Here is a 21,104-nt window from a genome sequence, read left to right on the forward strand (position 1 = left end):
AATAAAAAAGGGTAGGTCTACCTGCTCCTACCTGTCATTACACTATCCCTCATCGATAGCTTGGCTGGTACCCATTCCTTTTCCTTGCTTTCAATCCATTTCTTTCCCTCAATGTACTCGATAATACGGCTTGCAGCTGCTCTGCCCATGTCTGGGTAGGGAACCTCTACAGCGCTTAATGCGGGAACCAAGAATGCATTAACGCTTTCTGTGTTATCTGCTGCCATAATATGCACATCTTCACCGATGCGTAGACCCAGCTTATTGGCGGCACGGTATATATATATGGCCCCTCTCGACCAATTGGAAATGATAGCAACAGGCTTAGGCAGCATCTCCAGCCATTTCTCCCAAACCTTAGGTGCATATAGCCAAGACTCTTCCTGGAGCAATTCTATAGAAACCTCGCACCTGTGTTGGCTCATCCACTCCCGATAACCTTGCAGTCGTTCACGGTCTCCCCAATTCGGCCTATACTCAGACCCTTTGTATACTCCCAGATAAACTGGAGGCAACTTAGTTAGCGCCCACATGGCGTTCAGGGCGTCATGCACACTTTGCTTATAATCCATGAGGATCGAAGTCGTTCTCGAGCTCTCTGGGTATCCTTCAACCGAAATGAAGGGAACTTGCTGATCGTTCAGCTCCTTCTCCCAACTCTCGTCAGCGTAGCCTGTCGTGTCTTTGGTCACGATGCCGTCAATTCGCTTTTGCATGAAGAGCTCGATCAGCTCAGTTCGGTTTTCCACACCGCATAAAAGGACGTGGTACCCTCTCTCTTTGCAGGCTTCCTGAAGCCCTTGCAGCATTTGTGTAAACATCGGGTTACTTAAATCCCCATGCACTCCGATACAGTAACTTCGACCGGTTCTCATCCCCTTTGCCTGTGCATCAACCCGATAGTTCAGCTCCTCAATTGCGTCCAGAACCGCTTTTCGCTTCTCTTCGCCAACTCCGATACCGGGCGTGTTGTTAAGAACCGCTGACACAATACTTCTGGACACTCCTGCACGTCTAGCGACGTCAAAACTCGTTACGCGCTTTGCCATTCAATCACCTTCTCCAGAACAAAATAACACGTGTTATAACGCGTGTCAATATTCATTTATGGGATTGCAATGGTTGAGAAATTCATATTAAATCAGGTAATTCTCAATTAGTTTCTTTATTAAAGAACAATGTTTGTTCAACCATTCATTCCTTGACTGAAATTGACTTAGGATGTAATTGAAGTTCTGCTCGATATTTTTACCAGAATAATGTTGGCCTATGTAAATATGAAGTACTGCAATATGATAAATTCGAGTCAAAATTTCCAGTTGATTTATCTCTTGATATGTACATTTTCGAAATTTAGAGTAGCCTTTTATAAATGCTTCCGCCATATCCCATGATCCGTTTGTCAGTTGTATGACGTGATTAAGAGAGATGGTAAATTCCATAAAACTAATATCATGTGATGTAAAATCAAAATCTAAAACACCATGGATTTTATTCTCTTTTGAGAGTAAGTTGTAGATTAACACATCATGATGAACTAGTTGCTTAGGCAAATCCATCCATACAAGTTTCTTCTGTTCTACGAAAGAGATCATTTCTTCATAAAAATTAAGGGCTGCTTGAGAAATTTCAAAGGGTGGGACCTTCATAAAAGTTGATACAGCAGAATAATTGGCTAAAGGATGCAGACTATAAAATTCAGTAAAGGGAACCCCACGATAATTACAATCTATCGTGCATTGACTTAGTGCAGAACTAACTTCACCGACAATTGAGCCAAACTCAGTAGCTTGTTGAATACTGATTATCTCTGGAACAGCACCTTCAACAAATGAAACGATTGCACCTAATGTTCCATCGGACAAGCGTACAAACTGTTCTCTTGCATTCGTATATAAAAAAATGGGCACAACAAATGAAAGATTCTGTTTACTCAGACACGTTGTTACTTGTGCTTCAAATTTAATACTCTCTACATTTTTTGTATGACGATTGTAGTTTCGAATCACATATTTTTCGTCATTCAGTATCATAATTTTCGTTATGTTCGTAAGACCGAATGGTACCGACTCGATCTCGTACAATGTATTCTCAAAGTAATTACGTACGATTTCATCAATAATGTCTTGCATGATAATCCTCCATTCGTTAACTCAATGAGCACAAGCTTATGTTAAAATGTTCTTAACTCAACAGACTACCAAACACAGGATGGTGATCAATATGAAGATTGATGATCTAAACAAATTGATTGAACGGCGCGAAGAAGGACGAGCTAAACAAGATCAAGCGATCTTAGGCGAGGTTCGTGCGCATTTATTAGAGCTATTGTCAAATTATCCAGATAATGCGGAGCTCAACTACCAAACTGGAATCGCACATGACAATTCTGGTTTAGGTCGACAGGCTATACCCTATTATGTACGAGCAATTGAATTAGGCTTGTCTGGACCTGATCTAGAAAGATGCCTAATGGGACTAGGTAGTACATATCGCTACTGGGGGAACTATGAAGAAGCGGTGAATACGTTGCGCAGAGGCGCGAGGGAATTTCCGGAGAACAGGGCAATTCAGGTGTTCCTCGCCATGGCGCTGTACAATAGCCAGAACTACAAAGAAAGTGTCCAACTTTTGGTAAACACTCTAATGGAAACTACCTCCGACGAAAAGCTGCATTATTTTAAACGCGGGATATTGGCTTATAATGAAGACCTTGATGAAACTGCTGAATGAATTATCGGTTAATTAAGAAAACGGCAGCTAACTCGCAAACTGCCGTTTCGTATGTTTAAAAAACTTTGTTGCTAGACTTCAATCCAGAAATTTGGCAAAGCGTTCCGTGATTTGGATGCCTCTATGCCAATCCGTTCCTCCGTCTTCAATCGTCCAGCACGCCTCCAACACACCTCGTGCCACACCCCACATCGCGATGCGACGAGGGTCAAGACCAAGACGATCGGCCATTTTTTCTACTCGGTTATGTAGCACTTGCTCGCAGTCACCACCCCGATCCTCGTAGTTAAGTAGATACTGGATGGTATCAAAATGGATATCACCGATGATTCCTTTGGGGTCAATGACAGCCCATTTCTCTTCGCCTTGGCGAAGAATGTTATCATGATGCAGATCGCCATGCAGCAAGAAATTCTCACTCGTGGTCGCGATGAGATACTCCAGACATTCTTCGGCATTCTCCACCCAGCTCGGAGGCAATGGTCCGTCAACTTCCATGTCTTTGATTCGCTCTCGGTATCGCTCAATTGCCGCAAAATGCTGCTTCATTGAAGGGTACTCACTACCCTTTGGTGGCGGAAGGTGAAGGCTGCGAAATACTTCACAAAAGATATCTGTTGCAAGTGCATCATTCTCAATTGTCGATAAAGGTATGCCTGGCTCGGCACTCTCCAGTAGTGCAACTCCCCTTTCCTCATCTGCATCAAGCACTTGAATCGCCCCTCGGCCTTCAAACGCGCGAAGAACACTAACTTCTCTAGCTAGCTCACTTTTCTTGTAAGATAATTTAAGGACGACTCGCTTACCATCTTTGCGCGTTGCGCGGAGCACGAAGTTATAAGATAAATTAGAAAAAGGAACTTCAGGGCTAAAGTCGAAGCGGCTTGCACAGTCGGCGATTAGCCTGAGCAGCGCCTCTGACCAGGCGACACCTTGTTCACCGTGAAGTTCGTGCATTCTTTTCATAAATGTATGTGGGATCGCAATCATGCCGGAAAGGCTCCTTTCAAGTTAATGATGTGTACTAGTTTTCAGCCTACAAAACAAAATCGTTATAAATACCCAACAGATGGCACCCATCATATACGGTAAAAGTCTAAAATTATAATTTATCACATCATCCATTCCTAGAAGAACTTTAATGGGAAATTGAATGTTTGAAAGTAAGTTAGCGTATACTTGGTAATTTCCTTCTGTTACTCCCTTTTTCCATCCTATTTCGTCAATGAACCAAGCCATAAGTGTGAATAGTGTATACAATGATAATGAAGCAATGCACCATTTTAAATATCTCATTAAAATGAACTCCTTACTTATAGCTCGTTAATTATGCCTTTCCTTAATTCTATTAAATCATTAACAGCAATTGATTACATCAACAAATCTCTCAATTGCAACAGCAACACCTCAAATAATCCTAACACTTCCAAATATAACCTAATTTTAGGAGAGATAATGACTCCATTTATAATTAATTGGCCAGTTCAACGAGTAGTCGTAGGGTTCGTATGATTCACAATATTTTTAATGACTTTGTATAGAATAAAATAACTTTATAAACTGAATATATACACGCCCTTTTCCCCCAATTCACATAGAAAAGCTGCGTAGAATTAAATTCTACGCAGTATCTCATCGCCTCTCAATATTCATATTGTATGAATGATATCCAGATTGCTGTGGCTTATTAGGACTCCGCCATTTGCAAGAGCTCACTAACCGTTACAAGTTGATAACCTTGTGCGGTTAATTCCTTTGCCAAAATTCGAACAGCCTCTATCGTTTGAGAACGATCTCCAAAGCCATCATGAAAGAGTAAGATGCTCCCGCATCCGACTTGTTCTCGGGTTACCTCAAGAATGTGGTCTACGCCCGGCATCTCCCAATCCCTTGTGCCTCCGTTATTGGATCCAATGACAGGATAGCCCATTTTGTCAGTAATCGACTGAATCTCCTCGTTGAAATCCAAGTAAGGTGGACGCATGACAACTGGCTTAGTTCCTGTTACCTGTGTAATCAAACTGTCTGTAACAAGTAGTTCTCGCTCACATTCCTCCAAGCTAATTTTGGTCATAAAAGGATGAGAGTACGTATGATTCCCAATTTCATGTTGCCTGATATGCACATCGAGCGCAGTCTCGGGATAAAGTTCGATTTGTTTTCCCATCATAAAAAAAGTAGCACGACCGGAAACCTCATCGAAAATATCTAGCAATTGAGGCGTATACTCAGGGTTAGGGCCATCATCAAATGTAAAAGCAACAGCTTTCTGTGTTGTTGAAACTTGTTGAATGATATTCATGCGTTTAGCCCCCTATTAATTTGATCTCTGAATTTCGTTCGATACAGTTGCTCGATTCATGCAGTTGCAGTTATGGCAATACCAGCTTCAACTCTCCGAATGCAGAAGTGCTCGACCAGTTATTGGATGTTCCTGCCCATACGGTCTGGCTAACTCGACCGTTACCATCATCCTCGTCATTGTTCGCTACGTCGAAGCCAATCATCATCCCCGCTGATGGCGTAATGCCAAGTGAACTCCACGGAATTGCCATCTCCACACTGTATCCAGTTGATATCGTGGCCCATGCATGCTGCACGCCGTTCATGAGGCTTCGAGCCTCATACAGAGCGGAGTCGTTCCAACCTTTGATAAATTGCCGGTCATAGCTGTCATAGGTTGCGCCTTGGTTATGATTACCGTCCATATAAATCTCGACGGAATCGTCGGAGTAAGGCTCCGCCGAATTGTTATACAGATTTCCGTCGGTGACGATAACCCCGACGTACAAGTACGTATCATCCCATAATACCCCAAATTGCGTCGTATTGTTAGAGGTGCCGATTACGTTCTTATTCGCTAGTTTCGTAATGGACCAAGCTGCTTCGTTCAGTGAGCCATCGACTTGGATGGTGGCAGTCGTTTTGGTAACAGGGATCAGCGTGTAGGACGCATCCATCGTGACACTGACAGCGGTACTCGCCGCTGACACATTGTTTTCCGCGTCTTTTGCTTTTACCGTAAAGCTATAGCTGGTTCCCGGCGTTAGCCCAGTAACCGTATAAGTCGTTGAAGTCACCGTTGCAACTAGATTTCCGGCGCTATAAATCTCGTATCCGGTAACGCCAACGTTGTCAGTTGAAGCCGTCCAAGACAATACTGCAGTTCGGTCCGTGTGTGAAGGCGATGCCAAATTCAATGGAACTGTAGGCGGCTGCGTATCCCCAATGGAGACCGTGGAAAGCTGCAGGCTTCCGAATGCGGACGTATTCGTCCAGTTGTTGTTCGTTCCGGCCCATATCAGCTGGCTTTCCCTACCGGATCCGGTGTCGGTGTCATTGTTCGCGACGTCAAAGCCAATAGTCATTCCGGCTGATGGTGTAAGGCCGAGCGTACTCCAAGGAATCGCCAGTTCGACGCTGTATCCGCCTGAAATCGGAGCCCATCCATGCAGCACTCCGTTTGGCATCACTCTCTGCAGCCAGAGCGTGCTGTCGTTCCAACCCTTGACATACTGCTGGTCATAGCTGTCATAAGTTGCTCCTTTATTGTTGTTGCTATCGATATAGATTTCGATGGAGTCATCATAATAAGGCTGCACAGATGTATTATACAGATTACCATCAATGACTTTGACGCCTACATACAAATAAGTATTGTCCCAGAGCGAGCTGAATTCCGCCGTATTGTTCGGAGTGCCAATAATCGGTTTCTTTAATTGCTTGAACGTGGACCACACTTGTTCGTCCAGAGATCCGTTAACGGTAATGGCGGTAATGGATTTTTTTGCTTGAAACAGGTACGGGTCTGTCGTAACGCTCAGCGAGGCGCTCGCTCCGGATACATTTCCTGCCGCATCCCTTGCCTTTACGCTGAAAATGTAACTGGTATTCGCCGCTAAGTTGGTTGCGGAATACGTGCTGGACGTAACGGTTCCTATCAAAGCTGAACCTTGATACACCTCGTATTGGGTTACACCGGTATTGTCCGAGGATGTATCCCAAGTCAAATCTGCCGTGGTCTCGTTTTTGGACAATAAGCGCAAATTTCCAGGAGCCATCGGCGGTGTGAAATCATGATCATGAACGACTTTCACATTATCAAACTCAACACTCGTTTTGAAGGCATATAGACCTATTTTTCCCGAGGCATGACTTATATCCGTAACGGTTAATTCCTTAAACCCATTCACATATAATTCGAGTGTGCTGTTGTTTAATACCGCAGTGAACGAGTAAACTTCATTCGTCGTCATCGTATAACTTTTCTGAGTCAGGATCGTGACGGTTCCGTTCACCGATTTGCCAATCTGCAGCTTGCCTGCTTTGATTCGGAAATAGTAAAAATTGTTCAGATCTTGATAGCGAGCCGTTATACCAGCTGCTAGGTCGATATCATTCTGGGTAAGTTTGATATTCGTTTCCACGCTATAGTTGGAATATGAGCTGGTATCCACAGTGCTGAACGCATTCGTCGAAAGCCAAGAAGCTTGCTTGTAAACCTTGGACCCGCCTGATGTTACGACAGACCATGTACCGTTCGCAGGCGTCCAACCATTCGCCACTCCATCCTGAAAATCGTCGCTGAAGGCAAGCGTGCCTGGGCCTGTCGCAGTCGTCGCAGCCAGTGAGTTGCTAGATATTGAGGTACTGCCTGCACCGTCTACGGAACGAACGGTAACCGTGTACGTTCGGTCGGGCAGCAGTCCCGTGAGTGTATACGTCGTGCCTGAGGTAGTAGCTACCTGCTTGGAACCTACGTAAAGGTTATATCCGACTACGCCAGAGAGATTGGATGGCGGACTCCAACTCATGCTGAGGCTCGTGAGCGTCGCCGATGTTGTTGTCAGATTCGTCGGCGGCGCCGGCGGAGGTGCCGTCGTCACACTCAGTGCATTGCTCACAGCCGAGAGGTTGCCCGCTCCATCTTTGGCTTTCACTGTAAACGAATAGGTTGTGCTAGGGGTTAAGCCGTTTACGGTATAGTTTGTACTCGAAAGCGTTGTCGTGGCACCGACATAGACGCCTCCGTTGTAAATGTTGTACCCAGCTACACCAGTGTTATCGGTTGAAGCTGTCCATGAGAGGTTAACGCTTGTAGATGTATGTGATAGAGATGACAGGTTCGAAGGAGCTGTCGGCGGCTCCGTATCGGTTCCTTCGCTCATCAAAGTGTCGCCGTAAAAAACACCGGTTCCGTTTGTTCCGATATAAACGCGCCCCCATGTTTGACGGTCGCCCTCCATCGTATTGGCTTCAGCGCCAATCGCCGGATCGATGACGTCAATCTTCACCCAGGTTGTGCCAAAATCATCGGATCGGAAAATACCCACGGAATTGTCAACCTTACCATATACGAAGACTGTAGGATTTGAAGAGCCAAGCTTATTTTTACCAAATGCGAACAATGTTGCTTGCTGCACATTCGGCAGCTGCGTCCAAGAATCGCCGGAGTTGCTGGAACGCCAGAGTCCTCCCCCATCTAGGCTGACCCACACTTCGCCCGCCTTACCTGGAGCTGCCTTGACACTGAAATACGCGGGCGTTTTCGCCGGTATTATCGGCATCGTAGATGCAACCGTCCAAGACGCCCCTCCGTCTGTACTGCGGAATAATTTCCACGTGTTACGTTCCAACAGATAGAACGTATTGCTATTGACGCGGTCGGACGCCAGCGGCTGGTACCAGACCCAGAAATCGTGAACGGTTCCGGATGGCGCTCCTGTTCCCGGTGTCCATGATTGTCCACGATCAGTTGAATATAACGGACTTCCGTGCTGCGGGACCCAGACCATCGTTTCGCTGCCGGCCGATACGGCGATGCGGCCCGCGATTCCAGGCGGATTGGGAAATGCCGTCCAGGTTGCCCCGTTGTTGGTGCTGTAGCCGCCGCCCCCTGAGCCGGCATAACGGGTGGAACCGACCCGAGCGATGAAGTTCGGATTACTCTCTTGAAAATCGATGGAAACCGTATCGCCCAGTGACGGACTACCTAATTTGCTGCTTGGATACGTCGTGAGCGAGGTATGACGCATACCATCAACATCCGCATGCCCGCTAAGCAGCGGTGCACCGATCGGCGTACTGCGTAAGGCGAACGTCACCACTTCCTCGTGGCCCTCTTCGTACGTATACCAGTGAGACGGACTTGCCGTTATATCATCTGTGCGCCATGTGCCGTAAAAGTCGGTTAACCATACCCGATTTGGAAAATGAGGATCGATGGTCAAGGTCGAAGTATTAGCAGCAAACCAGTTACTCGTCCACCAGGGAACATTCTGATGTTTGACGAAGGTGATTTGCGACCAATTCACGCCTCCATTGGTCGACCGGTAGATCGGCGCCGGCGTGTTCGAACCATCTTCTATGGCTGTCATCACGATGTTCGGGTTTGTAGGGTCTACCGTAATGCCGTTGTATCTCCCTACCGCCGGAGGCGAAATGTCGGTCCATACGCCGTTTGCAAACTTAGTGACGCCAGTTTCATAAGTGACATATAGGGTGCCGCCATCCGCCAGAACAGCCCGACGTGGAGTAAGCGGGCTTCCATTCATCAGCGTCCATGTTGTTCCCCCATTCACACTCTGGTAGATACCGGTGCCTTTGACCCCGACATAGATGGTTTGTGTCGAAATGCCGGGAGATCCTGTACTCTTATCAAATAATACGAAATTGAGTCCAGTCGGAGCGGCACCGATGCTCGGGAAGTTAGTAACTTGCTCCCATGAGCCTACGCTGGCCCCCGATGTGCTTTTCCACATCCCGTCATAACGAGTTCCCATATAAATGATTTGACTATTATTGGGGTCTACCGCAAGCCGTTCACCCAAATCTCGTCCTGACCCGTTGCCATAATGCCTGGGAGCAAACCCGGTTGACGTCCAAGTGGCTCCCCGGTCTGTTGATTTCAGAATATCTGAAGGAGCTCCTACATAGTCGAACTTGCCCGCTGCAACGTAAACCACATTCGGGTCCGCCGGATCAAGGGCGATGCTGTCAATGCCGTACAGATTGTATTTTTCTCTTGGAAGCGCATTCAATAGTGGAATCCACTTCTGATTAACCGAGTCCCACCGTAAGGCCCCGCCAACGTCGGTACGAATATAGACGAGATTCGGCTCAGTTGGATGAATGGCGATCCCGGTTACAAATCCGCCGCCGCCGATTCGCACATTCTGCCAATTGTAAGGCTCTTGTTGAGCGGCATTGACGGAAGAAGCGGATACTAGAAGCATACCGATCAGAAAGAAGAACATCATGAAACCGAGCAATTTCCACCTTTTCGAAAATTCCAAAGCAATCATCCCTTTTCCCTCCCATAATGGTGTTCATCTTGCTTTTCTTGCAGCATTCACCCCCTCTCATCTTACTTGTACTCGCCTGAAAAGGCACAGCAGATGCGGCAGTCTGCACCGCCTAAGCGAATTCGTCAGCCTGCCGCACTGTTTTATTTACGAGTTGTTGCGTACCATGTGTTGATTTCGTCGTAGCTCGTTTGGCCGCCGGCTTTTTTGAATTTTTCCGTGAATGCGTCGAATCCGGTAAGCTGCTCGCCGCCAACAATAATCTTGACCGCATAATCGTTGACCATTTGGTTAAGCTGTGCATTTTCCTTGGAGTAATTCGGGAAGTAAGGCGCTAATCCCAGCGGATTCTGCTTGAACACTTCTGGCTTCTGCAACTTGTTTAGAAACTCCCAGCCCTTGTAGAGACGATCATCTTTGCGGACGCGAGCCTGCCAGTAGATCGGATATTTGGTTTCGTCGATACCGGTCAAATAGTTGCTGGCAGATCCTCGCTCGTCATTGAAAATAGGCAAAACCGGGTAATAATTCCCGTCTTTCACTGTATGGTGCGTGCCTTCTACACCAATTGCCATGTTTTTGAACGTATCCGGTTCCAACTTGGCGTCCATCCATTTGATCGCATCTTCCGGATGTTTAGAAGCTTTCGGAATAAACGTCAACCTATCGAATCCCGATGATTGTGCCAGACCTGCCTTGCCGTCTTTGCCCGTCAGCGCAGGTATGTACGCATAGGTGGCGCCTGGGAAATTTTTCTTCAGCGCATCGTCAATCGCCGGAATGTCGGCCCAATGCAACACAATGGCGCCCGCCTTACCATTCGTAAACTTCTCCTTCACGGTTGCGTCCTTGTTAATGGCAAACTCTTGATCAAGTAGCCCTTGTTTGTAAAGATCCGACATATAGGTCAGATATTCCTTAAACGCAGGATTCATCGCGCGGGGAACCAGCTTACCGCTTACATCGTTCCAATCATTGACCATACCGAAGGCGCCGACGAGGTTGTCGACCAATGGATTGTCGCCCTTAATAGACATCGGAATATTTTTAGCTCCGTTACCACCAGGATCCTTCTCCTTGAACGCCTTGAGTACAACCGACAGTTCATCAAGCGTTGTCGGGACTTTCAGACCCAGCTTATCCAACCAATCCTTGCGGATCATTAGACTCGTGCCGACTGATTCAAGGGTTCGCGTCGGAATGGCATAGATTTTACCATCGACTTTGGCCATTTCAAGTGTATCTTTGGACAACGATGCTTTGATGTTCTTACCGTACTTCTCAATAAGCGGAGTTAGATCAACCAGTGCTCCTTTTTTCGCATAGTCGGCATAAATCGCTTTAGAGCTGCTGTCCCCTGCTGTTGAGACGATGTCGTAAGGTTCGGAGGAAGCAATCAGCAGATTGAGTTTATCCTCCGGTTTATCGACCGGAAGTGCTTCGTAATTGACTTTGTACCCAGTCTTCTCTTCCAGCATCGTGGCGATTGGGTCTTTAGCGAAGTTAGGGCCCAATCGCATAAGCGCTTTCAGTTCAGGCTTGGGGCCGGCAGTCGCTGGCTGTGTGGACGGGGACGAGGTTGGGGAGCTGCTTTTCTCACCTTCGTTACTTGCGCCACAAGCGGTAAGCAGCATTAGGCTGACTGCGACAGGGAGCGCAGCCCATTTCATCGTTTTCTTCATTTTTTAAACCCTCCTATATATGTTGTGAAATTTATCATTAAGCAGCGGTGTATTCCGCCGGCGTTAATGCAGCATTAGCCTTTGACGGAACCAATCAATACACCCTTAATAAAATACTTCTGAAGGAACGGATATACGAGAAGGATCGGCACGGTAGATGCGACAACGGTAGCGGCACGGATACTTTCCGGTGACATATTCATCAGATCGTCTGCCGACTTGTTGAGCGCGTTCGCCGTATCGTTCTCCATCACGATATCGCGCAGATACAGTTGAAGCGTTTTCAATAATGGATCGCTAATGTAAAGCATCGGACTGAAGTAATCGTTCCAAAAGCCGACAGCATAGAACAAGGCGATCGCAGCGAGTACAGGCATACTGAGCGGTAAAATGATGCGGAACAAAATCATATACGTTTTTGCTCCATCCATCCGCGCCGATTCTTCAAGTGCTTCGGGAAGACCTTCATAATAGCTCTTGATGACCAGCATATTGAAAACACTGATCATGGCAGGCAAAATGAGCGACCATAAATTGTTTAGCAAATGCAGCTCACGAATTAACAGGTAATTCGGAATAAGTCCTCCGTTAAATAGCATGGTGAAAACGAACAATACCATGATTCCCGAGATACCGGGCAAATGCCGCTTAGATAGCGGATAAGCTGTAATGGCGGTCACCAATATACTCAATAGTGTCCCAACTACAGTCACGATAACCGAAATGACGAATGCCCGGCCAAATGCGTAGGAGGTGGCGACTTTTACGAGCGTATCTAGTTGAAAGCCTACCGGAAGCAGATTCACCCGTCCCGATACAAGCGCCCAGTCCGAGCTGACGGATTTGGAGAACACGTGGATCATCGGCAATAAGGTAATCAGGCCTAACACGATCATGAAGCCATAGACGAAACTATCTAATACCCAGTCGTTGAATGTTCTTTTCCGGATTTGCATGCCAGGCCTCCTTACCATATTCCGCGGTTCAGCGTTTTTTTGCTGAGCCAGTTGCCGGAGATGATGAGAATAAAGCCGACGACCGAATTGAAAAGGCCGACCGCGGTGCTGAAGCTGTAATCCATCTTGCCAAGACCCATCCGATAGACGAAGGTACCGATGACGTCGCCGGAGGCATATACGGTAGGGTTATACATCGTCAGGATCTGTTCTGTGCCAGCATCCAGCACCATACCAAGGCGGAGAATGAGCATCAGGATAATCGTCGGCACAATGCCGGGAAGCGAAATATGCCACATCTGCTGCAGGCGATTCGCTCCGTCGATAGAAGCCGCCTCGTACTGCTCCTGCTCGACACTCGCTAAGGCAGCGATGAAGATGATCGCATTCCAGCCGATCTCCTTCCAGCCTGCCGTGAACACGACGACACTTCTAAATACGTGGTTGTCCATAAAAAATCGTATGGATTCGCCGCCGAACCATTGGATGACGGTATTGACTAGTCCGTCAGAAGGGGACAAGATCGTCATGAACAAGCCAGAGATAATGACCCAGGACAAGAAGTGAGGCATGTAGATAATCGTCTGGATGGTCCGTTTGAACGCTGGGAACCGAATTTCGTTCAGCAGAAGAGCGATCAGGATGGGTATCGGGAACAGCAACACAATCTTGTAAATACTGATGAGCAATGTATTCGTGAACACTTGTATAAATTCTGCCGATTGCATGAGCTTTCGGAACTGCTCAAATCCAACCCATTGGCTTCCTCTGATCCCGTCAAAAATGTTGAAGTCCTGAAAAGCGATTAAGACTCCGTACATCGGCGTGTATTTGAACAATAGCAGTAGAAGCAGCCCAGGCACCAGCAGTACATAAGTATCGAGGTTCCGCCATACCCTTCGCCATCTGCCTTCACGCTTGCGAGAAAATTTGGTCTCCCCTGCCTTTCCATTCAAATGTGTGATGATTTCGCTCATATTGTGGTTGCACCTCCTGCACTTATGGCTTTATTGTACCTACAGGAGAGTGCGTCATGTAGAGGGCAATCCGACACTTTCTAGGTGTATCCTACTTAATTTCCTCCTCTTTCATTGCCTTGAGACGAACGATCACAACAGTGCCTTCGCCTAGACGGGAACTGACCGTTAGTCCATATTCGGAACCAGCCATAAGCTTGATTCGCTCGTTCACATTGTATAGACCATACGAGCTTCCGTTTCCTTCAGCATGCAGCAAATGGCGCGAAGTAGACAACAGACTGGAAGCTAGCTGCTCCTCCATGCCAATCCCATTATCTTTGATGGTAATCTCAAGCACTTCTCCACTCCGCTTCGCGTGAATGTTAATGATTCCGATTTTGCCTTTATTTTTGCGTATGCCGTGCAGCAGCGCATTCTCAACGATGGGTTGCAGCGTCAGCTTCGGAATGACGCACCGGCTCGCCTCGGGATCCGCTTTAATGAAGAACTCGAATGTGGAAGGGAACCGGTTCTGCTGAATCTCTAAGTAGACTCTCGCGAGCTCCAATTCATCCGTTACGCAGACATGATCCTTCCCTTTGTTCAGGCTGAGCCGGAAATAATCAGACAGACTTTCGATCATATGGCTGATATCGTCGGCATCACGGGAAATCGCTAGCCAATTAATCGTATCCAGCGTATTGTAGAGAAAGTGCGGATTGATCTGTGCCTGCAGCGCGCGAAGTTCAGCCTCTCGCTCCAGCATTTTCGAACGGTAAGCCTCCTCCATCAAATCCTTCACGCGATGCACCAAATGATCGACAACTCGTTCAAGCAGCCGAAAGTCGCCCCCCGGCTCCTCCAGCCCTTCAACACCTTCCGTGCGGATCGTCTTGACGACCGATTTGATTCGCCGGTTCATCCCGTTAATAACGAACGCCAATAACATGAACACGAGAATCAAAAACATGATCGTCATGCCAACGACCGTTGCGATGCCAGACCACTGACTTAACGTGGTTGTGCGATGCGTCAGGCCAGTCTTGGGCACCTCTAGCACGAGACGCCAATCCGCAGCTCGGATGGGTGCACGTACTTCAAACACCTCTACACCGTTTTCAGACCGTTTGATGATTCCTTCATCAGATTCACTCTCTAGGGCAGTCTTTGTGCCGATTACCGATTGCTCCGCGCTGTAAATGATGGTTCCACTGCGATCCAGGATATATACACGACTTTGGGCTGGAAAATTAAGCTCGGAGATAATTTCAGTTAGCATCTTCTCGGGAACGTCAAGCATAAGCACACCAAGACTCTGATCAAAATTTCGCGGATGTCTCAGCAATCGAGCACAGGAAAGAATCCGTGCAGGTCCCGAGTCCAGATAGTTTTCTTCGTAGATGCCCGTCCACACGATACTGCCGCCAGCGTTCATGACCTCATTGTTCCATGGGCGATCTTTCAAGCTATCTAGCGGAAAAAGATTCAATAAATCGAATCCGTATAAATTCCCCGGATCAGTAAAAACACGCGCCCTGACAATGTCTGGTGCCGTTTGAACCGATTCGAGCAAATTGCGCAGCTCCTTTGACTGAGCGATGCGCTCGATAATTGGAAAAGCGGGATCCAAATTTTCATACAGTTTATTATTCATAAATATAGAATTGGATGAATTCTGCACATAGTTGAGCCGCGAGCTTAAATTAATACCTGCCTGTTTCAATGTCTGCTGCATGGTCTGGGTCACCTCCTCCTGCAAAATCCTGGAGGACTGTTCATAATACACGAACAACATCATACATACCGGCAGGAAAATCATCAGACCGTAGGCGAGCATCCACCTCCTGGCCGCTACAACGCCTTCCCACAAATTAGAGGGACGGATCCTTCTTTTTTGCAAAACCCCTCTCACGGGATCAACTCCTTTTGAATGCTAAACACTTCTTCTCCTATTGTTGGTCCCGATAAGCGCTTGGCGTAAGTCCGGTCATCTTCTTGAACAGCTTGCTGAAATAGCTTGGATCCGTATAGCCGACTAGCTCGCACACTTCGTAGAACTTGATGCGAGGATCTACCAGCAATTCCTTCGCTTTCGCAATACGGACTTTCATCAAATATTCGTAAATCGTCTCGCCAGTCTCCTGCTTGAACAATAAGCTGACGTAAGTTTGACTGAGATAAACGTAAGCGGCGATCTCCGCGATGGCCAAGTTTTTGGCGTAATTATCGGCAATAAACTTCTGAATCTGTTCGATTACATTACTCGATCGTCCGCTCCGCTTCTCCTGAATCCAGCAGCATATGCTGTATAGGTAATCGCTTACAAAGGTTTTTAACTCGGCCATCGTTTCCAGCTTCAGGAGTCGATCAAGCGCCCAAGCTTCCTCCTCTTCTTTCTCACGGGTTAGCAAATTAAGGTCAAGCAGCAACCTGCCGGCGAGCGCGATCATTTGCAGTCCTACCTGCCGGCCGTACTTAAAGCCGTCCTTGCGAATTTGCGCCAGCGGCTCGAGAATGCTTTCCATTTCCAACTCCAATTGTTGCTTTTCCCCCGATTTCAGCACGGATACCAGTCGCTCACTCTGACTACTATCGAACCGAATCGGACTGGCAGCTCCAACTTCTAAACTGTCCATCGTGATCACTTGATTCTTACCCATGTACCACTTTTGATCCGCCGCATCGCGTGCATGCCGAAAAGACGCTGGAAGCATCCGGATAGTATCGGCACGTTCGCCTACTCCAATCGTAACGCTGATATTCAGCCAGCGCTTCAGATTGTCGCGAATCTCCTCTGCCAGCAAAAGCAGCGTTGCTTCCGGGTCCTTCATCGGATCATCAAGGACTAATAGTCCAACGAATTCAGCAGCTCTGTTCTCAAATGCATACCCATGCAGGTACTGATCAATCAGTTCTTGAACGACGTTCAAGAGTGAGTACGACAACAACTGCTTGTCCCTCTCCGAACGACTACCTAGAACCTCCCTTGCATCGTCAATGGTTATAACGAGTACGAGATATGGCGTTTCAAGCGGCAGTTCCAGATTGAGAAATGCCGCTCTTTCCCGCAGCACCTCTGGCTTTGCGTCCCCGTCTTGGATCAATGCCATCAAAAATTTCTCCCTAAGCAGTGGCATACTCTGGGTCAATTTGACCTCCATGTCTTTAAGGCGTTGCCGCTCCTTCTCTTCCGAACGCAAGTCTCTCACGACACCTTCAATAACCTTTTGGAGCTCAGTTCGTTTGACTGGTTTGAAAATATAATCGGCAGCATGAACCTGCAAAGCCGAACGCAAAAGGTTGGCTTCATTGTGGCCACTGATAAATACGATTTTCGTCTCAGGGAGCCGTTCTCGAATCTCCCTAGACATTTGGATCCCGTCCATTACCGGCATCATCACATCTGTCAGTACGATATCGGGCTTTACTCGCTCGATCAGCTCCAGCCCCGTATCTCCATCGTCCGCTGTTCCGGCGAGAACAATCCCATAGTCGCTCCACTGGACGAATTTACTGAGCCCTCCCCGGACGGCAGGTTCATCGTCGACAATGACCAGTTTATACATAATTTCAGTCTCCTTATTAGAAATTCGCAGAACGATATCGAATAAAAATTAACTTCTATTATAAGAGTTTTTCGGTAAATACTGCAGGGGGAATCCTACTATTTCTAGTCTGATATGACTGAATATACGATCTTTTTTGCAGGTCAGCTCGTTTACATGGAAAAGGCAGCTGATCGTCAACGACCAGCTACCTCCGTGTCTATATTTAACAATCGTTCATCGTATGAGGATCTATCATCTAAGTAGCACTTTCCCCTGTCGGCTTGTATCAATCGCAGCATGAACACCTTTGCCCCTTCGTTATTCCTTTATCTATTTCAGTAGTTTAAATATCTCATTATGTGCTGCACACTACATTCATACATAATAAAGGAGCACTGCTGTATAACAGGCTCCTCATTCTCATTATTTCTCCCAAAGCTCGATTAATCGACCATCAGGATCTTCTATCCAAACAAACTTTCCATAATCACTACTTTCTTTTTTCTTGGCAAGAGGCACACCAATTTCCTCAAGATGTTTAATAGTCTCGTCTAGATTATCTACTTGGAAGTTTAACATCACTTGTTGATCTGTTGGAAAATAACTGTCATTCTCGGCAAAGAAAGAAAAGATCGTCTCATTTCCTAATTGAGGTTTTATTATAGTCCCATTCCAATTTTCTATTTCAAGCTTCAACACTTCACAGTACCATTTTCTTATTACTTCAAGATTCTTAGTTCTCCAAAATATGCCTCCGAAACCTTTTATCATCGTATCTAACTCCTATCTGTCATTAAATTTTTTAACTAATAAGATTACATTAGATATTCGAGCTATACATTTAAGTTCCTTTTTTGACTATTCTGGAATTCAATGTAATCTTCATTATTCCAATTTGATATGAAGAACTTCATTTCATTACCGCATGAACTCTCGCTCCACAAATCTCACTTCCGAGCGCTGCCTTTGCTCGAGCTCCCCGTAGGCCTGAATCACTGTATTTTTGCTACAGCTGAACGCTTCCGCCCCTTCTCGAATGGATGGCAGCTTGTCCCCCGCCCTCCGCTTTCCGTTTTTCATCTCCTGCAGAAGCTGTTCTACAACCCTTTCATACAGCGCCACTAACGTGGATAGCAGCGGGACAACTGCCAAGAGGTCACGCTGGAAGCCTTGAAGTACCTCCGCATTTTGTAATAAGTGATATCCGCAAGTTCATCTGGGGATTGCGGTTAATAATCAATAAAAAGGATGCCGTATCTTTCCCAGCATCCTTTTTACCATAGAGACTATCTCCTTAAATCAAACTCTTCATGCCTCGCAGCCACTCATAAAAACCATCATCAAAGAACAGATCAGGGATATATGTCTGCGTATAATTGCAATTAGGGCAAAGAAGAACCAACCCTTGTTCAAGTACCTTAGGGTATAATTTCTCGTGCTTACTGTTATTACCACAAGTGAGTGGGCGAACTCCATCTGCCTGCTGGTAATCCTTAATACGTTGCTTGATATCCTCTTGGTCCATTATTATCCCCTTTATTAGTTGAGCCGATCGTTACGGTTATAATTATACACGATCTACTCATTCACAACACCAGAATAATCTAAGCGTTGTCATCTCTGATAATCTCTTAAAACTATTAAAAAAATCCACTTATTCACTAGTATCTATGTACAATCAATTGTTAATATTTTCCTTATACTATATAGATTTAATATCTTTTTTTAGGAGGTGTTCATTTTGTCAAAGCGTTCACTAGTCGAAAGTGTATTGTCCCTACTTGATATCGAAGATATTGAGAAGCTCAAAGCGGAGTATTTTAATGGTAAAGAAGAAAAATTATCATTTAATGATGCTCAGAATGAAGAAGAAAGAGAAGAAATGCTAGAAGAGTGGTTAGACAGCATCAAATGGAAATTTGTAGAGGAGTTAAAGATTGAACTGTACGACGGAACTAAATATTCAATCAAATTTGTTGACTAAAAGGTACCTATATGAAACAAATTCACGTTATTGATTACAGAGATGGCATAATTGGTCATCTCTTTTTGTTTTTTAAAAAAATATCTGACAGCACCTTCCGCACTTTAAATTATTTACCTTGTCACCAGACAAGCTTCGTTACACATCCAGCAAGTCGTTAAAAATGCCTCGGAACTGATCAGCCACTGATACAGCGCCTTCCTCCAGCTCTTCGTTACTGAAATAATAACGGTGATGAGACTCATCCCTATCCAGCATTTCTGCTAAAAGTCCGCTAAAACCACGCGCTCTGCGGTCAAATTCCAGGAGGACCTCAACTCCGTTTTCATCCGGGTAGAATACCAGCTCCAGCTCTTCAACGGAGCGGCGATATTCGCCATTTTGATAGGGTACAAATTCAAAATTCTGAATAAATGGCAGGTAATAATTAGGTTGTGGAAAGTATTCGTTTTCTGCTTTATGTAAATGAAAGCCCAATTCCTCCAACGCTTCAAAAATGACAGATGTATGCGGATGAGCCAATACTTCAATATTATCACGATCTGATGGATCAACCGCGTTGTCAATATCCATGCCTGTACGAATCCAGATCTTGCTTACGCCAATAGAAATCGGTGTCTCATGCGGCAGCACGAATTGAAAAGGAATTTCGATCGATTCTCCCGGTTCAAAAACAAAACTCTCCCCCAACAGGATGTTGGCTATCACGACAGTTTCACTCACAATATGATTCGGATCGCTATCAGAGGGCGAGGGCTTGCGGTATTCTGTCATAATTTGAAAATAGATTTTGTCTTCTTAAAAAAAGACATAATTATTCCTCTCCTTTATTATTTTTATTTCCCGAACCGAAACCGATTACATATCCATCTAAATCTTGAACCGAAAAATCTTTCCAAGTACCCCAATCGTACGTTGTCTCTTTAGGTTCTGAAACAATAATTGCCCCATTGGTTTTAAGCTCTATGAATAAAGCGTCCAACTCATCATGATTTTTTATATAAGCATATGTATTCCAAGTCCCTTTGTTAGGTCTAACATCTTCTATATTGGTTGCTTGAATTAACTTAAATCCTAATCCAAAATTATCTCGAATAGCCCAAAACTCGTTTACTTCGCATCCAAGGGCATCTTCATAGTACTTCTTAGACTTTTCATAATTGGATACCAACAAGACTGTAAGCGAACTCTCAATCTTCGTTTTGATAATTCCCATATGTATCACTCCCTTGGATATTGGAAAATCCACCCATATAAACAATAACGAATGTACGTTCGTTTGTAAAGAGCCTTTTCTCTTAAAAATAGTTCATTTGCCAGTTTCCATACCGTCTTGTCCTGCATTATATGAAAGGATGCATAATACGGGAGGAAAACTACTATGGCGGTTATTTTCAAACAAGTAGGAGGTACGGCAATATTCTCCGCGGATGCCGAAGTCAGAACGAAAGATGGTATCTTGGAGGTAAGCTTCGTTGAAACCCAGCGCACACCCAAGGGTGACATGAATGGGGTTTTGCAAATCAACGAGAATAGCGAAGGTCTGGCTCTAGTTTTTGGCAAGCTGAAGAAAGAACTAGATGCATTCAAATATAAAAAAACGGCTACGCTAAGACTACCTTGCTTTCTTCGGCTCCCTCTATGTCGCATTACAGAAACCCAATATATAATTGCCTGCAGGTTGAGGGGTAGACCCGCAATAGAATGCTTGCGTGAAGGCGAAGCCATCTATAGAAATTGCAAGGGCAACTGCTGATTTCAATAAATCTTGCCCGTTAGAAGTCAACAAGCTGCCAATGATATTGGCAGCTTGTTGTTGTGCTCTCGTTTAAGAATGAGGCACCATCATAAATGATTATAAGTTCAGGACTGAATACCTTATGGTTGCTTCAATGGGACAAGCATGATTACTATATCGATAATATAAATAATAATTCG

At 45.7% G+C, this 21,104-nt stretch carries 19 protein-coding genes; 4 read left to right on the plus strand and 15 right to left on the minus strand.

The window, feature by feature from the left end:
• Positions 1-17: 17 nt before the first annotated feature.
• Both L6I86_RS00705 and L6I86_RS00710 read right to left on the minus strand, forming a co-directional pair.
• On the minus strand, positions 18-1,049 hold the full coding sequence (locus L6I86_RS00705) for a LacI family DNA-binding transcriptional regulator (RefSeq protein WP_236283997.1): 1,032 nt from the start codon (positions 1,047-1,049) through the stop codon (positions 18-20).
• An 87-nt stretch (positions 1,050-1,136) separates the two neighbouring features.
• Positions 1,137-2,132 (minus strand): phosphotransferase, encoded by a 996-nt coding sequence (locus tag L6I86_RS00710; RefSeq protein ID WP_236283998.1) that lies wholly within the window; start codon positions 2,130-2,132, stop codon positions 1,137-1,139.
• A gap of 91 nt (positions 2,133-2,223) precedes the next feature.
• Between L6I86_RS00710 and L6I86_RS00715 the strand changes: the two genes are divergently transcribed.
• On the plus strand, positions 2,224-2,733 hold the full coding sequence (locus tag L6I86_RS00715; protein WP_236283999.1) for a tetratricopeptide repeat protein: 510 nt from the start codon (positions 2,224-2,226) through the stop codon (positions 2,731-2,733).
• Positions 2,734-2,811: 78 nt separating this feature from the next.
• Here L6I86_RS00715 and L6I86_RS00720 read toward each other — a convergent pair whose 3' ends face one another.
• The 8 genes from L6I86_RS00720 to L6I86_RS00755 form a co-directional block, all read right to left on the minus strand.
• Positions 2,812-3,723 (minus strand): aminoglycoside phosphotransferase family protein, encoded by a 912-nt coding sequence (locus L6I86_RS00720; RefSeq protein ID WP_236284000.1) that lies wholly within the window; start codon positions 3,721-3,723, stop codon positions 2,812-2,814.
• 697 nt (positions 3,724-4,420) lie between these two features.
• On the minus strand, positions 4,421-5,035 hold the full coding sequence (locus L6I86_RS00725; RefSeq protein WP_236284001.1) for a polysaccharide deacetylase family protein: 615 nt from the start codon (positions 5,033-5,035) through the stop codon (positions 4,421-4,423).
• Between the two features lie 70 nt (positions 5,036-5,105).
• A complete protein-coding gene (locus L6I86_RS00730; protein ID WP_236284002.1) occupies positions 5,106-10,037 on the minus strand; it encodes a sugar-binding protein in 4,932 nt (1,643 codons plus the stop codon).
• Positions 10,038-10,180: 143 nt separating this feature from the next.
• The gene (locus tag L6I86_RS00735; protein ID WP_236284003.1) at positions 10,181-11,719 is read right to left on the minus strand and encodes an extracellular solute-binding protein; all 1,539 of its coding nucleotides are present in this window, start codon (positions 11,717-11,719) and stop codon (positions 10,181-10,183) included.
• A 74-nt stretch (positions 11,720-11,793) separates the two neighbouring features.
• Positions 11,794-12,675 (minus strand): carbohydrate ABC transporter permease, encoded by an 882-nt coding sequence (locus tag L6I86_RS00740; protein ID WP_236284004.1) that lies wholly within the window; start codon positions 12,673-12,675, stop codon positions 11,794-11,796.
• Between the two features lie 11 nt (positions 12,676-12,686).
• Positions 12,687-13,652, minus strand: coding sequence for an ABC transporter permease (locus L6I86_RS00745; RefSeq protein ID WP_236284005.1), 966 nt, complete (start codon positions 13,650-13,652; stop codon positions 12,687-12,689).
• 91 nt (positions 13,653-13,743) lie between these two features.
• Positions 13,744-15,471, minus strand: coding sequence for a sensor histidine kinase (locus L6I86_RS00750; RefSeq protein ID WP_338113347.1), 1,728 nt, complete (start codon positions 15,469-15,471; stop codon positions 13,744-13,746).
• A gap of 112 nt (positions 15,472-15,583) precedes the next feature.
• Positions 15,584-17,200: a response regulator gene (locus tag L6I86_RS00755; RefSeq protein ID WP_236284007.1), complete on the minus strand. Its 1,617-nt coding sequence runs from the start codon at positions 17,198-17,200 to the stop codon at positions 15,584-15,586.
• A gap of 114 nt (positions 17,201-17,314) precedes the next feature.
• Between L6I86_RS00755 and L6I86_RS35605 the strand changes: the two genes are divergently transcribed.
• Positions 17,315-17,446: a hypothetical protein gene (locus L6I86_RS35605; RefSeq protein WP_276574782.1), complete on the plus strand. Its 132-nt coding sequence runs from the start codon at positions 17,315-17,317 to the stop codon at positions 17,444-17,446.
• 159 nt (positions 17,447-17,605) lie between these two features.
• On the opposite strand, the gene L6I86_RS00760 is transcribed toward L6I86_RS35605, so the two are convergent.
• The 3 genes from L6I86_RS00760 to L6I86_RS00770 form a co-directional block, all read right to left on the minus strand.
• Positions 17,606-17,953, minus strand: a complete 348-nt coding sequence (locus L6I86_RS00760) for a VOC family protein (protein WP_236284008.1) — start codon at positions 17,951-17,953, stop codon at positions 17,606-17,608.
• 147 nt (positions 17,954-18,100) lie between these two features.
• Positions 18,101-18,334, minus strand: a complete 234-nt coding sequence (locus L6I86_RS00765) for a GntR family transcriptional regulator (RefSeq protein ID WP_236284009.1) — start codon at positions 18,332-18,334, stop codon at positions 18,101-18,103.
• Between the two features lie 142 nt (positions 18,335-18,476).
• The gene (locus L6I86_RS00770; protein ID WP_236284010.1) at positions 18,477-18,707 is read right to left on the minus strand and encodes a hypothetical protein; all 231 of its coding nucleotides are present in this window, start codon (positions 18,705-18,707) and stop codon (positions 18,477-18,479) included.
• Between the two features lie 216 nt (positions 18,708-18,923).
• Between L6I86_RS00770 and L6I86_RS00775 the strand changes: the two genes are divergently transcribed.
• Positions 18,924-19,166 (plus strand): hypothetical protein, encoded by a 243-nt coding sequence (locus L6I86_RS00775; protein ID WP_236284011.1) that lies wholly within the window; start codon positions 18,924-18,926, stop codon positions 19,164-19,166.
• A gap of 138 nt (positions 19,167-19,304) precedes the next feature.
• On the opposite strand, the gene L6I86_RS00780 is transcribed toward L6I86_RS00775, so the two are convergent.
• Positions 19,305-19,955 carry a sporulation protein gene (locus tag L6I86_RS00780; protein ID WP_276574791.1) on the minus strand — a complete coding sequence of 217 codons (651 nt, stop codon included), beginning with the start codon at positions 19,953-19,955 and terminating at the stop codon, positions 19,305-19,307.
• Between the two features lie 25 nt (positions 19,956-19,980).
• Positions 19,981-20,382: a VOC family protein gene (locus tag L6I86_RS00785; RefSeq protein ID WP_236284013.1), complete on the minus strand. Its 402-nt coding sequence runs from the start codon at positions 20,380-20,382 to the stop codon at positions 19,981-19,983.
• A gap of 165 nt (positions 20,383-20,547) precedes the next feature.
• Here L6I86_RS00785 and L6I86_RS00790 point away from each other — a divergent pair, with 165 nt between their 5' ends.
• Positions 20,548-20,922 carry a hypothetical protein gene (locus L6I86_RS00790; protein WP_236284014.1) on the plus strand — a complete coding sequence of 125 codons (375 nt, stop codon included), beginning with the start codon at positions 20,548-20,550 and terminating at the stop codon, positions 20,920-20,922.
• Positions 20,923-21,104 lie beyond the last annotated feature (182 nt).

It is taken from the genome of Paenibacillus allorhizoplanae (genome assembly GCF_927798215.1).
GTDB classification, from domain to species: domain Bacteria; phylum Bacillota; class Bacilli; order Paenibacillales; family NBRC-103111; genus Paenibacillus_E; species Paenibacillus_E allorhizoplanae.

Coding starts and splice junctions, on each gene's coding strand:
- L6I86_RS35605 (WP_276574782.1), top strand. CDS start 17,315: ATGACTGAATATACGATCTTTTTTGCAGGTCAGCTCGTTTACATGGAA.
- L6I86_RS00705 (WP_236283997.1), bottom strand. CDS start 1,049: ATGGCAAAGCGCGTAACGAGTTTTGACGTCGCTAGACGTGCAGGAGTG.
- L6I86_RS00785 (WP_236284013.1), bottom strand. CDS start 20,382: ATGGGAATTATCAAAACGAAGATTGAGAGTTCGCTTACAGTCTTGTTG.
- L6I86_RS00725 (WP_236284001.1), bottom strand. CDS start 5,035: ATGAATATCATTCAACAAGTTTCAACAACACAGAAAGCTGTTGCTTTT.
- L6I86_RS00750 (WP_338113347.1), bottom strand. CDS start 15,471: ATGCTCGCCTACGGTCTGATGATTTTCCTGCCGGTATGTATGATGTTG.
- L6I86_RS00755 (WP_236284007.1), bottom strand. CDS start 17,200: ATGTATAAACTGGTCATTGTCGACGATGAACCTGCCGTCCGGGGAGGG.
- L6I86_RS00760 (WP_236284008.1), bottom strand. CDS start 17,953: ATGATAAAAGGTTTCGGAGGCATATTTTGGAGAACTAAGAATCTTGAA.
- L6I86_RS00730 (WP_236284002.1), bottom strand. CDS start 10,037: ATGATTGCTTTGGAATTTTCGAAAAGGTGGAAATTGCTCGGTTTCATG.
- L6I86_RS00720 (WP_236284000.1), bottom strand. CDS start 3,723: ATGATTGCGATCCCACATACATTTATGAAAAGAATGCACGAACTTCAC.
- L6I86_RS00745 (WP_236284005.1), bottom strand. CDS start 13,652: ATGAGCGAAATCATCACACATTTGAATGGAAAGGCAGGGGAGACCAAA.
- L6I86_RS00770 (WP_236284010.1), bottom strand. CDS start 18,707: ATGGACCAAGAGGATATCAAGCAACGTATTAAGGATTACCAGCAGGCA.
- L6I86_RS00790 (WP_236284014.1), top strand. CDS start 20,548: ATGGCGGTTATTTTCAAACAAGTAGGAGGTACGGCAATATTCTCCGCG.
- L6I86_RS00710 (WP_236283998.1), bottom strand. CDS start 2,132: ATGCAAGACATTATTGATGAAATCGTACGTAATTACTTTGAGAATACA.
- L6I86_RS00740 (WP_236284004.1), bottom strand. CDS start 12,675: ATGCAAATCCGGAAAAGAACATTCAACGACTGGGTATTAGATAGTTTC.
- L6I86_RS00735 (WP_236284003.1), bottom strand. CDS start 11,719: ATGAAGAAAACGATGAAATGGGCTGCGCTCCCTGTCGCAGTCAGCCTA.
- L6I86_RS00715 (WP_236283999.1), top strand. CDS start 2,224: ATGAAGATTGATGATCTAAACAAATTGATTGAACGGCGCGAAGAAGGA.